Source organism: Shewanella sp. Isolate11, assembly GCF_022398315.1.
Lineage (GTDB): Bacteria > Pseudomonadota > Gammaproteobacteria > Enterobacterales > Shewanellaceae > Shewanella.
Genome location: NZ_JAKEVF010000002.1, coordinates 43,005 through 54,664, shown reverse-complemented (window position 1 = coordinate 54,664; position 11,660 = coordinate 43,005). Strand labels below are relative to the sequence as shown.

The 11,660-nt window shown below is 43.9% G+C and carries 11 protein-coding genes; 3 read left to right on the top strand and 8 right to left on the bottom strand.

Features of this window, described 5'->3' with window-relative positions; genetic code table 11:
- Positions 1-140: 140 nt before the first annotated feature.
- Positions 141-785, bottom strand: coding sequence for an MBL fold metallo-hydrolase (locus L1D21_RS05460; protein ID WP_239844253.1), 645 nt, complete (start codon positions 783-785; stop codon positions 141-143).
- Positions 786-943: 158 nt separating this feature from the next.
- Here L1D21_RS05460 and L1D21_RS05455 point away from each other — a divergent pair, with 158 nt between their 5' ends.
- Positions 944-2,233 (top strand): alpha/beta fold hydrolase, encoded by a 1,290-nt coding sequence (locus tag L1D21_RS05455; protein ID WP_239844252.1) that lies wholly within the window; start codon positions 944-946, stop codon positions 2,231-2,233.
- Between the two features lie 27 nt (positions 2,234-2,260).
- On the opposite strand, the gene L1D21_RS05450 is transcribed toward L1D21_RS05455, so the two are convergent.
- The 3 genes from L1D21_RS05450 to L1D21_RS05440 form a co-directional block, all read right to left on the bottom strand.
- On the bottom strand, positions 2,261-3,058 hold the full coding sequence (locus L1D21_RS05450; protein WP_239844251.1) for a class III extradiol ring-cleavage dioxygenase: 798 nt from the start codon (positions 3,056-3,058) through the stop codon (positions 2,261-2,263).
- A gap of 51 nt (positions 3,059-3,109) precedes the next feature.
- Positions 3,110-3,553 carry a DoxX family protein gene (locus L1D21_RS05445; protein WP_239844250.1) on the bottom strand — a complete coding sequence of 148 codons (444 nt, stop codon included), beginning with the start codon at positions 3,551-3,553 and terminating at the stop codon, positions 3,110-3,112.
- Between the two features lie 160 nt (positions 3,554-3,713).
- Positions 3,714-4,619 (bottom strand): LysR family transcriptional regulator, encoded by a 906-nt coding sequence (locus L1D21_RS05440; protein ID WP_239844249.1) that lies wholly within the window; start codon positions 4,617-4,619, stop codon positions 3,714-3,716.
- Between the two features lie 202 nt (positions 4,620-4,821).
- On the opposite strand from L1D21_RS05440, the gene L1D21_RS05435 reads away from it, so the two are divergent.
- Positions 4,822-5,016 (top strand): DUF4250 domain-containing protein, encoded by a 195-nt coding sequence (locus L1D21_RS05435; RefSeq protein WP_345773505.1) that lies wholly within the window; start codon positions 4,822-4,824, stop codon positions 5,014-5,016.
- 78 nt (positions 5,017-5,094) lie between these two features.
- Here L1D21_RS05435 and L1D21_RS05430 read toward each other — a convergent pair whose 3' ends face one another.
- Positions 5,095-7,053: a DNA topoisomerase III gene (locus tag L1D21_RS05430; protein WP_239844247.1), complete on the bottom strand. Its 1,959-nt coding sequence runs from the start codon at positions 7,051-7,053 to the stop codon at positions 5,095-5,097.
- Positions 7,054-7,234: 181 nt separating this feature from the next.
- Here L1D21_RS05430 and L1D21_RS05425 point away from each other — a divergent pair, with 181 nt between their 5' ends.
- Positions 7,235-7,498 carry a hypothetical protein gene (locus L1D21_RS05425; protein WP_239844246.1) on the top strand — a complete coding sequence of 88 codons (264 nt, stop codon included), beginning with the start codon at positions 7,235-7,237 and terminating at the stop codon, positions 7,496-7,498.
- Positions 7,499-7,523: 25 nt separating this feature from the next.
- On the opposite strand, the gene L1D21_RS05420 is transcribed toward L1D21_RS05425, so the two are convergent.
- From L1D21_RS05420 to L1D21_RS05410, 3 genes are all read right to left on the bottom strand, one after another.
- Positions 7,524-9,143, bottom strand: coding sequence for a methyl-accepting chemotaxis protein (locus L1D21_RS05420; protein ID WP_239844245.1), 1,620 nt, complete (start codon positions 9,141-9,143; stop codon positions 7,524-7,526).
- Positions 9,144-9,531: 388 nt separating this feature from the next.
- Positions 9,532-11,046, bottom strand: a complete 1,515-nt coding sequence (gene purF / locus L1D21_RS05415) for an amidophosphoribosyltransferase (protein WP_239844244.1) — start codon at positions 11,044-11,046, stop codon at positions 9,532-9,534.
- Positions 11,047-11,157: 111 nt separating this feature from the next.
- Positions 11,158-11,646: a CvpA family protein gene (locus L1D21_RS05410; RefSeq protein ID WP_239844243.1), complete on the bottom strand. Its 489-nt coding sequence runs from the start codon at positions 11,644-11,646 to the stop codon at positions 11,158-11,160.
- Positions 11,647-11,660: the final 14 nt, after the last annotated feature.

Below are 11,660 nucleotides of genomic sequence, written 5' to 3'. Positions count from 1 at the left end.
CAAAATGCAGAGCCAATGGCTACTGCTCGAAGATATTATGGAATGTGGTTTAAGGTAGGGATGACGATAAATATAACACCACCATCAACGCCCAATGCGCCGATGGTGAATAATAAAGTTGATAACTATTGGTATAATACTTAACTGAACAGTTGATCTGCCACAAAGGGGTTTTGTTCCCTTTCGATACCAAAACTGGAAATGGGTCCGTGGCCTGGAATAAAGCTCACCTCACGCCCTAGAGGCCAGAGAGTCTTAGTAATAGATTCAATCAAGTCTTTATGACTAGATTGGGGAAAGTCGGTACGGCCGATTGAGCCTTTAAATAAGACATCTCCCACCCAAGCGAGGTTATCCTGCGGGCTGAAAAACACGATATGTCCAGGAGTATGACCCGGGCAATGCAGTACCTGTAATGTTTGCTCGCCAACGGTAACGCTATCACCCGATTGCAAATATTGATCTGAGCTAAATGGCGCTACAGGCAAGAAGCCGAAATGCTTGCTCTGTTCACTCAGGGAGCTTAACCAAAACTCATCGTCTTTGTGAGGGCCAATAATGGGAACGCCTGTCGCTTCGCTCAACGCTTTGGCACCGCCGACATGATCAATATGACCATGGGTCAACAACACTTTTTCAATGGTTAACCCATGATGTTCAAGCTGTTGTTGAATACGCTCTATATCCCCACCGGGATCGACAACCGCCGCCAGTTTAGTTTTTTCACACCAAATAATACTGCAGTTTTGCTGAAACGGCGTGACTGGCACAATTTGATATTTCATCTTCGACTTCCACTCAATAAGGCTCACCCTAGGGTACGATAAGCCTACAATATTCTCTAACAACTCTTATCATAATATTGATCTAGGATAACCTATCGGGCTAAAAATTTTTTGTATACAATCGACTCGCGATTTACCTACACCCAATAAGGCTCAATATGATCCACACGCAAATTTTATCAGGCATCGAAGCAACAAAGCACACCTTTAAAATTCCTCTCGATCATCAAGCTCCCGATGGACAAACTATCGAAATATTTGCACGTGAATTGGTCGCACCTGAGCATAAAGACAAGCCGCTACCTTATATCGTTTACTTCCAAGGTGGCCCCGGTTTTGGTGCTCAGCGCCCTATTGCCAACAGTGGCTGGATTAAACGTGCATTACAAGAGTATCGAGTATTACTGTTAGATCAACGTGGCACCGGGCTATCTTCACCCATCAATTATGCCTCTTTGAGTCATTTGGATTCTGCCGAACAGGCACAATACCTGAGCCATTTTCGCGCAGATAGTATCGTTAAAGATGCCGAAATCATTCGTAAACAGCTAACCGATAATGATAAATGGAGCATTTTAGGCCAAAGCTTTGGTGGTTTCTGTGTATTAAAATACCTTAATGATGCACCAGAAGGCCTGCAAGAAGCCTATATTACCGGCGGCATTCCATCGCTGACTCGCAATGCCGATGAGGTTTATCAGGCGACATATCAACGTGTCTTAGCCAAAAACAATGACTTTTTTACCCGCTTCCCCGATGCACAGCAGTTGATCAAACAACTGGCCGATTATATTACCCAAAATGAAGTCCGTATCGCCACGGGTGAGCGGCTTAGCGTCGAAATGCTACAGCTTCTGGGGATCAATATAGGTATGGAGCAAGGTCCAGAGCAAGTCTATTACCTGCTTGAACAAGCTTTAATCGACACCGCTAGCGGCGTCCAGGTCAACCCACTTTTTATGGCGCACTTTTGCCAATTACTGGATTTTAATACCAATCCGATTTTTGCTTTACTGCATGAGAGTATCTATTGCCAGCAAGATGCCTCAAACTGGGCGGCTCAACGAGTCCGAGCACAATATAATGAATTCAACTACGGTGCCGACAAGCCATTCTTGTTTACCGGTGAAATGGTATACCCATGGTTTTTCGATCAATTTACCAATTTAAAACCACTCAAGCATGCCGCACATCTTTTAGCTGAAAAGGCAGATTGGCCTAAGTTATATGATCTGCAAAAGCTCAGCAGCAACACAGTCCCTGTGGCTGCAGCTATTTACAGTGAAGATATGTTTGTTGAGATGAAATACAGTCTAGAAACCGTCCAGCAAGTGGGCCAACTCAAATATTGGCTCACCTCTGAATATGAGCATAATGGCATACGTATCGATGGCGAACGTGTATTAGATAAACTGATCGCCCTCAATCGCGGCCAACAACTCAGGTAATGCTTAATCAAGCTTCTGAAGCTTGAGTTAAGCATCGAATCGATAGGCATCGAGGGCTAAAATCTCAAACTCGATGCCATCAAAAACCCGCTCAATCTCGCCGTTCAGCCCTTGGCTTCCAAGTACAGCAAACAGCGGAATGAAATGCTCAGGTGTAGGATGATTAAATTTCACGTGAGGCGCTAAATTTTCATAATCCAATAACGAATCAATATCTTGGCTCATCAACTTCTGATAGATCCAATCGGTAAAGGCGCTGACTTTAGCTTGCCGCCCCGATGCTGGATTAGGATTAAACACCTCTCTTAAGTTGTGACTGATCCCACCAGAGCCTAAGAGTAATATGTTCTCGCCTCTGAGCGACTTTAATGCCTCACCTATGCGATATAACTTCTCTGCTGGCGCACGACTGTTTATGGATATCTGCACCACAGGAATATCGGCAGCAGGATACATAAGACGCAGCGGGATCCAGACACCATGATCCCAACCTTGCTGATTATCAAGCTCGGCAGCGAATCCCATTGTCGCCAATAATTGAGCCACTTTATTGGCTAATTCAGGTGAACCCGGCGCGGGATACTCCAATTGATACAGCGGCTGTGGGAAACCATAAAAATCATGGATCGTTGCTGGCCGCTCACCACTGGTGATCACTATCTCATCGTCCCGGTCAAAATGAGCAGAGAAAACAACTATCGCATCTGGTTTTGGCAGTTTTGCACCTAACTGAGTGATGAAATCCCGATTATCTGACGGCTCAATGGCAAGCATCGGTGAACCATGAGAGACAAATAGCGCAGGATATTGGCTAAATTGCGGCATAAACTGCCCCCTTTTTACACGAGAGTGACTTCTTCTTTAACGGGCTTTGGCTTACTTTGCTAATCGAGCTTTAATAACATTATCGAGAGCGTAACGACCACCGCCTTGCAACACCAAAGATAATGATCCCACCAATAACATTAGGGCATATTCATACCCGTTATTGCTAACAAATAGTCCATTACCGATATGCACTTTCATCGCAACTAACATGGTAAATGCTGTTAATAAAGCTGCTGGGCGCGTCAATAAACCTAAGGCAATCGCAAGTCCTCCGAAGAATTCGGCACTACCAGCAAGTAACGCCATAAGGTAGCCTGGCTCAAAACCTATGCTCGCCATCCACTGCCCGGTACCTTCTAAACCATAGCCACCGAACCAAGCAAAAAGTTTTTGCGAACCATGGGCGGCAAAAATGAGTCCCATAGGCACACGTAGTACTAAAGGTGCGAAGCCTACTTTGCTATCGAGTAATTTAACTAAACTGTTTTTCATGATCTGTTCCTCACTTATCTATTAATAATGCCACTGCATAACTGTCAGTGTGCTAGCGATGAAGCTACTCTAACTCTCACCATTAAATTGATAAATATGAGTCTCGTTGCAAATTTAACAACAAAATGTTGTTAATAATGTTAAGCCTCATCAATAGGTCTTAGGCCAACTCATCCCAGTAGGGCTTATCTCCAAAGTATTGACTAAGAAAATTGATAAAACAGCGTACTTTACTGGCAAGAAATTTACGGTGAGCGTATACCCCATAAAGCCCTAGCGGCTCAGGAGTATAGTGCGGCATCAGTGTCTGTAATTGGCCGTTTTTCAATGCCTCGCAGACCAAAAAGGTTGGCTGCAGTGCAATACCACGACCTTTAATCGCCGCAGCAACTATCATATCCCCATTGTTACAGGAGAAATCACTCGGTACTTTCAACGCAGAGAATTGTTCACCAAAACGCGAAAACACATAATTGAGATCAGAATATTGGAAATGCAGAAAATTATGCTCAATCAAATCTTGTGGCGTTTCAGGCGTGCCATGCTGTTGCAGATAACTCGGTGAAGCACAGATCACCAACTTAATCGGCGCCAACTTCTTAGCCACCAATGAAGAACTGGCTAAACGACCTATGCGTAATGCCACATCGACACCATCTTCCAATAGATCGACCTTCTTATCGGTCAAGGTAATATGTAGTTTCACCTCAGGGTATTGCTGTTGAAACGCCGTTAACGCATCGGGAAGATGACCAATAGCAAAGGACATCGGCGCGCTAATCTTTAAGGTACCTGAGGCATTATCACTCAAATCCGTCAGCGCATTATCCATCTCTTCGATATCAATCAACACTTGCTGGCAACGCTCGAAATAAGCTAACCCCGCTTCGGTCACATTAACTCGCCTTGTGGTGCGGTTAAGCAAACGCACTTTCAGCTGCTCTTCCAGCTGCGACACATATTTACTCACCAGCTGTGGCGAGATGCCTAATTTTTCTGCAGCTTTGGCAAATGCACCCTCCTGCACAACCGCAGTGAAGGCTCTCATGGTATCTAATTTATCCATATCTTGGCTTATTTCGTTGTTAATATAACTATATATGAAGTATTAGCAACGAATCATTGGTAAATCAATGGCTAAATTGCCTCAAGGCGATAAAGAATTAAAGATAAGCCTAATAGTCTCCATACCGCTGAATCCAATGGCAGCTCCGCGGCATTTAGACTAAAACTAAAGGAGAAGTGTTAGTGAATTTGGGGAGTAAATGATGGACTATCAACTGTCACAATTAAGCGGTGAGATTCTAGTGGGTATCGTGAATGAACAACTGAGATTACACTGTGATAATAAACAGGCACTCTACTACGAGTTGGATATTCCCGTCGAAAGATTGGAACAAAAACTGTCAGAAGCAGGGTTTCGCTACGATCCTATCAGTAATCAATATCGTGAAATAAAATAGCGCTTAACAGCAAGCAATGTCGAGCCACATTTGATAAACCCGCTCAACGTTCGCTTGCTCATTTAGTCATTCTCGCTCTCATTTTCTAATTTTTTTATCATTATTATCCTTGCTTGTTGAGCTGCTTGTACGTTTATTAGTACTGCGACGTTTAGGAAAGCGTCCCTGTGGGGCCTTAACCCCCTGCAAGGATGTCGGCAACTGTTCACCAGCCTGGGTTATCAACTGAGTTAATGAATCAATCAACGGCATCATAAAACTTTGGTACTTGGTTTCTTTACGACAAATAGCATTAAGATGACTCTCCCATAACGCTGTCATATCCGGTGTCGTTGCCGATTGAGGCAGGCTATTAATCAGGCCTTGCCCAACTTGAGTCGAGATAATCGCCTTCCCCTGACGCTGCAAGTATCCTCGTTTGAAAAGCAACTCGATAATACCGGCACGAGTCGCTTCAGTGCCTAAACCGTCGGTTTCTTTCAAGATTTTTCTGATCTCAGGATCGGTAACATAGCGACCAATTCCCGTCATCGCACTCAGCAGCGTTGCATCAGTAAACGCCTTAGGCGGCTGGGTCTTTTTCTCAATCAGGCTAGCTTGGCCCGAATGTAATAGCTGATCTTTAATCAGATGAGGCAGCTTCTGCTGTGCCGATTCATCTTCCTTGTTACTTGATGCTGGAAACAGTTGTTTCCAACCCAAATACTTATCTTGTTTAGCCTTAGTTTTGAACTTCCCCTTTTGGATCTCAACTTCCACTTCAGTTTCATCAAACTGGTAAGCGGGATAAAACTGCGCTAAATATTGCCGTGCAACTTGCAGATAGATCTGTTTCTCCCCTTGAGATAATTGCCCTAAATTAGCCACTTTTTCGGTAGGTATAATCGCATGATGAGCATCGACTTTACTGTCATTCCAGGCCTTGGAGCGTAAAGTGGGATTAGGCTCGGCTACACCTTGAGTCAATTCACTCGCCCCTTTTTGCACCGCATCAATTACCTTAGGCGCCAAGGCAAACTGCTCTTTAGGAAGATAACGACTATCTGAGCGTGGATAAGTAATTAACTTATGCTTTTCATATAAAGCCTGGCAGGTATCCAGCACGGCTTTGGCACTCATGGAAAAGCGTTTGGCCGCATCAATCTGCAATGCCGACAAGCTATAGGGTAAAGGTGCCGCTTGTTGTTTACTTTTCGATATAACCTTAGTGACCCTTGCTGGCTGATCTGTGATCCTTTGCACCACGTTTTCAGCCAGTCCTTTGGCTAACACTCTACCTTCTTCATCCATATAAGGTTGACACGGTTCACTCGGTTGCCATTTCGCGGTAAAAGTCTGTTTTTCCTCAGTGATCAGATTGGCTAAGACTTCGTAAAAAGGTTTACTGACAAAATTAGCTATCTCCTGGTCACGGCGAACCACAAGACCTAACAATGGTGTCTGCACTCGCCCTACAGACAGCACACCTTGGTAACCCACCTTACGCCCTTGTATGGTATAAGCCCGTGTCATGTTCATACCATAGAGCCAATCGGCCCGAGAGCGGGCTAATGCCGAAGTCGATAACGGGATAAATTCACGATTCGAACGTAATTGACCTAAAGCTCTTTTCACCGCCTGAGGATTGAGATCGCTGATCAACAAGCGCTGTGTTTGATTTAGTTTGTCGCCTTTGACTCCTAGATGAGCAATAACTTCATCGACCAGAAGTTGGCCTTCTCTATCAGGATCGCCAGCATTTACCAATTGGCTGGCTTTTTTAACCAATCCGCGCAACACAGCTAATTGACTGCGAGTCTTGGGCTTAGGTTTCATTTTCCATTGCGTGGGAATAATAGGCAGATGTTCAAATTTCCAGGACTTATAAACGGCATCATAACTGTCGGGTTCAGCCTGCTCTAAAAGATGACCAACACACCAAGAAACACAGTCACCATTGGCGGCAGTAATAAATCCATCGCCTTTTTTTAATGGCTTAGGTAATACTTCGGCGATCGCTCTGCCTAAACTGGGTTTCTCTGCAATATAAAGGATCATGCTGAAATGAGACTCAATTAAACACTGTATAAATTAACAGTAACTGTAACTCAGCTTGGGCTTAGCTGCAAACAGGAAACGAACAATATCGCGCACTATAGCTCTCACATTGTAAATTTAGTTGATAACCATTCTCATTTAGGCGTAATGTGACAAGATAAAATTTGTAAGGAAAACCATTATGAATAGCCTAGCATTAACCGGACAACGCTTAGATAAGTTACTCATCTATCATTTTTTATTGGTTGCAGGCTTACTACTGCTATTAGCCCCCCTGCTACCGCTGTCTGCGGGGATGCAGATGTTGCTGCTGTTCAATTTACAGATACTACTCACCACCTTAACCACTATGCTTGCCATATTTAGTGGTCAAACTTTAGGTAAAAATGCCCTATCCAGCTTGTTTGGGATCTGGATACTGGTGTGGTTGCTTCACCTTGTCTAACCACACCAGCCTTATCCGCCTAAAGCTAGACCGAAAACTTCTGAATTTCCGCTTCTAAACCCTGAGTGAGCGATTGGATCTGATCGCTTGCCTCATGGGCACGTTGAGACACTAAAGTGGTGTTCTCCGCCGTTTCAGAAATGGTCACGATACGTTTAGCGCAATCTTCACCGGCTAACAGTTGCTCTGTCGCAGCTTGTGAGATCTGCTCGCTCATCGAAGATATTTCAGACAGAGAATGAGCAATATTTTTAAGCTCAGCAGCCACCTGATGCGATTTACTCACAGTGATCTCACTGGTACTAATACTTTCGCCAACTGAGCGGGTTGCATCTGACGCTGCCGATTGCAGCTTAGCGATCATCAATTTAATCTCTTCAGTACTGCTCTGAGTGCGCTGTGCCAGTTGCCTCACTTCATCGGCCACCACAGCAAAGCCGCGACCTTGCTCACCTGCTCTCGCCGCTTCAATGGCGGCATTGAGTGCTAATAGGTTGGTTTGTTCGGCAATACTCTGAATAACAGAAAGCACAGTAGCTATGCTATTGACCTCTTGATCTAAAATCTTAATGTTATGTCCTGCACTGTCAATTTGGCTTTCTAACAAGCTAATGGTTTTGCTCGCTTCTTGAGTTAACAAATATGCATTTCGCCCCTGTTTTTCAGCTGCTATCACTGAATCTGCCGCTTGCCTTGCATGTTCTGCAACGGTGGATGAAGATGCGGTTAACTCTGTAATAGTCGATGCCACCAGTTGAGTTTCTTCGTGCATTGATCCCGTCAAGCTATCGAGCTCGATAGCGCGCATCTCGGCATCCTGAGTCTGAACATTTAAAGTTTCAGTCACCGACTTAATACTTTGTACCACTCCTTGCAGCGCCACTTGCATGTAATTCATCGCACCGACAACGCTGTCATTTTTAGCCTGTTTAAAGTTGGCATTTTGTTTTAAGTCACCACGAGAAACACTCAAGACAAAACGGTGAACATCATCAATTTCCGCCCCAAGTGAATGATGAAGCTTCAAGCCAAAGCGTGCCAAGCTAAAAGCCATTAACAATGCAATAATAACCGACAGTGTTACTAACCATTTAGCCTGACTCCAGTAGCGTGCATCAGCTTCGGCATAGCTAATACCAGTGCCCACATACCAGCCCCAAACTGGAGTCTTCTGTACCACAGAAGTCAGATCAACCACTTTACCTTCGCGCTCTGAGTCCCAATGATAAGTGATTATCTGATCGGTTTTTTTACCCACCAGCTGCTGCACCATCTGGCCAATACTGTTACCCGATGCATCTTTAAAATCATTAAAGCTTGTGCCGTGTAACTGAGGATCATGAGGTGCTGCAACAAAATTCAAATCATTATCGACGATATAAACATACTCAGATTCATGGTATTTGTTTTCACGCAGAATTTGCGTGGCGTATTGTTTCGCCTGAGCTTCACTGAGTTCCCCCGATGAAGCCAAATGCTCGAACTGTTCAACAATATTCACCGTGCTTTTCATCAATTGATTGATACGTGCAATATTGTCACTCTCGCTCGACTGAGATAAGGCTTGTAAGCCCAATATGGCAATCACTAATAACGCCAGAAAAAGTGTACTGGCAAAAGCAATAATTTTGCTTCTCAATGTCATGGCTACGTCCTGTTATAAAAATTATTATTTTTTTGATAATAACAACTCACCTGTAGAAAGACACCAAAAACAACATACCGTTAACATTGACAGATTAATGCTATCAGCCTGTCTTTCCTAAGTCTTTATCGGCATTTCTGTGCTTAACATTAGGGTTTAAGTGCAAAAAAACCATCAATTTGTTAGCATTATGTTCTATTTTTTGCTGTTGCTGATTTCAAAAAAAGTGTGTTTTTACCACTATAGTCCCAAGCCCTCATCAAATCGCTCAGTAACATAATTGATGTCGCAATTAAGCCATCTCTGCTCAATCATTAACCATAAAAAAACCGACTACTATGAGTCGGTTTTTAATCACTGAAGTCGCTACAGTATTAGCGTTTATCGATTAAGGATGACAAACGTTATGTAGCTCTAAGTTAGTACCAATATCTTTGATGCGAATGGCTTTGGCATCATCATTGCGTAACTTAGTTAAGTGATCAAGGTAGGCTTGGTCAACATCGTTAGTGATGTACTTACCGTCAAATACCGATGTTTCGAAACGCTTAATTTCAGGGTTTTCCTGACGTACAGCTTCGATAAGATCGTGTAAGTCTTGGAAGATAATGCCATCGGCACCAATCAACTTACAGATTTCATCGGCGTCACGGCCGTGAGCAATCAATTCGCTTGAGGTAGGCATATCAATACCGTACACGTTAGGGAAGCGAATTTCAGGCGCTGCAGAAGCGAAATAAACCTTCTTCGCGCCCGCTTCACGTGCCATTTCAATGATCTGCTCAGAAGTGGTACCGCGAACAATCGAGTCATCCACTAACAACACATTTTTATCTTTAAACTCTGCATTAATGGCATTGAGCTTACGACGTACAGATTTCTTACGCTCTAGTTGACCGGGCATAATAAAAGTACGGCCGATATAGCGGTTTTTAACGAAACCTTGACGATATGGTAGGTCCATATGACGAGCTATCTCTAATGCGATATCACATGAAGTTTCTGGAATAGGAATAACCACATCAATATCGTTATCTTCCCACTCTTTCTTAATCTTTTCGCCAAGTAAAGTCCCCATGTTGACGCGACTACCATACACAGACACTTTATCTATGGTCGAATCTGGACGGGCAAAATAAACATACTCGAAGATACATGGAGAATAGCTTGGAGATGCTGCACACTGGCGAGTATAAAGCTGACCATCAAGCGAGATATAGATAGCTTCGCCCGGGGCCACGTCACGAACAGTTTCAAAACCAACTGCATCTAAAGCAACACTTTCTGAGGCTACCATATATTCGGTACCGTGCTCTGTCTCATGCTTACCAAGCACAAGTGGACGAATACCAAATGGGTCTCTGAATGCAACCAGACCTTGTCCGATGATCATTGCCGCAACCGCATATGCACCACGGGTAAAGGTGTGCAGATTAGTGATAGCTTCAAACACTTCATCGGCAGTCAGAAACTGGCTCTCGGTGGTTTGCAGTTCATCGGCAAGCAGGTTAAGCAAAACCTCTGAATCTGATGTGGTATTGACGTGACGACGTTTCTTAACCAAACGTTCTTGCAGCTCAAGGGTATTGGTTAAGTTACCGTTATGAGCCAATGAAATACCAAATGGAGAGTTCACATAAAATGGCTGTGCTTCAGAAGCACTGGAGCTACCCGCAGTAGGATAACGCACATGGCCAATACCCGCATTGCCTTGTAAACGTTGCATGTGCTTAGTTTCAAACACATCTTTAACCAACCCATTAGCCTTACGCAATCTAAATGCGTTGCCATCAACTGTGACAATACCCGCAGCGTCTTGGCCACGGTGTTGTAGTACAGTTAACGCATCATAGATTGTCTGATTAACCGAGCTTCGGCCAACTATTCCGACGATACCACACATGGGTAGCTTTCCTCATTTTAAGATGTTTTGATAATTATAATTGCTAATGTATCTGTATCTGCATGATCACCAGAGGCATTAACCAAGCACCAAGGTCTGTAACCTTGATATTTATATTTTGGGTACAAAGCTTGAGGTGTTTTCCACATAGTTAAAAAACCATTGGATAACCACTCCAAATTCAGGCACGAGTTGTGAACTTCGCCACCACTCAGTGTTGGGTGCTCCCGTAAAAGCATCCATAAAAAACAGTATCGCACTCGCGATAAGCGCACCACGTAACGCGCCAAAACAGAGGCCGAGCACCCTATCGGTACCGGATAAACCTGTTTTAGCCACAAGCTGGCCGACGAGATAATTAACGAGTGCCCCAATGATCAAGGTAGCAATAAATAAGATGGCAATGGCAACGCCATTACGCACGAGCTCATCTTGCATCTGGGTGAGATAAACGGCGAGGTCTTGATAAAACTGACTCGCAATGAAAAATGCTGCAAACCATACCACGAGTGACATAGCTTCTTTGGCAAAACCACGGAGTAAACTAATTAAAGTTGAAATTCCGATGACAGTAAGAATGGCGTAATCGATCCAAACCATTGAATTAGGTGATC

What these genes read in the sequence shown, in the direction of transcription:
- purF (WP_239844244.1), bottom strand. Translation starts at nt 11,046, where the DNA reads ATGTGTGGTATCGTCGGAATAGTTGGCCGAAGCTCGGTTAATCAGACA.
- L1D21_RS05460 (WP_239844253.1), bottom strand. Translation starts at nt 785, where the DNA reads ATGAAATATCAAATTGTGCCAGTCACGCCGTTTCAGCAAAACTGCAGT.
- L1D21_RS05455 (WP_239844252.1), top strand. Translation starts at nt 944, where the DNA reads ATGATCCACACGCAAATTTTATCAGGCATCGAAGCAACAAAGCACACC.
- L1D21_RS05445 (WP_239844250.1), bottom strand. Translation starts at nt 3,553, where the DNA reads ATGAAAAACAGTTTAGTTAAATTACTCGATAGCAAAGTAGGCTTCGCA.
- L1D21_RS05420 (WP_239844245.1), bottom strand. Translation starts at nt 9,143, where the DNA reads ATGACATTGAGAAGCAAAATTATTGCTTTTGCCAGTACACTTTTTCTG.
- L1D21_RS05450 (WP_239844251.1), bottom strand. Translation starts at nt 3,058, where the DNA reads ATGCCGCAATTTAGCCAATATCCTGCGCTATTTGTCTCTCATGGTTCA.
- L1D21_RS05430 (WP_239844247.1), bottom strand. Translation starts at nt 7,053, where the DNA reads ATGATCCTTTATATTGCAGAGAAACCCAGTTTAGGCAGAGCGATCGCC.
- L1D21_RS05435 (WP_345773505.1), top strand. Translation starts at nt 4,822, where the DNA reads ATGGACTATCAACTGTCACAATTAAGCGGTGAGATTCTAGTGGGTATC.
- L1D21_RS05425 (WP_239844246.1), top strand. Translation starts at nt 7,235, where the DNA reads ATGAATAGCCTAGCATTAACCGGACAACGCTTAGATAAGTTACTCATC.
- L1D21_RS05410 (WP_239844243.1), bottom strand. Translation starts at nt 11,646, where the DNA reads ATGGTTTGGATCGATTACGCCATTCTTACTGTCATCGGAATTTCAACT.
- L1D21_RS05440 (WP_239844249.1), bottom strand. Translation starts at nt 4,619, where the DNA reads ATGGATAAATTAGATACCATGAGAGCCTTCACTGCGGTTGTGCAGGAG.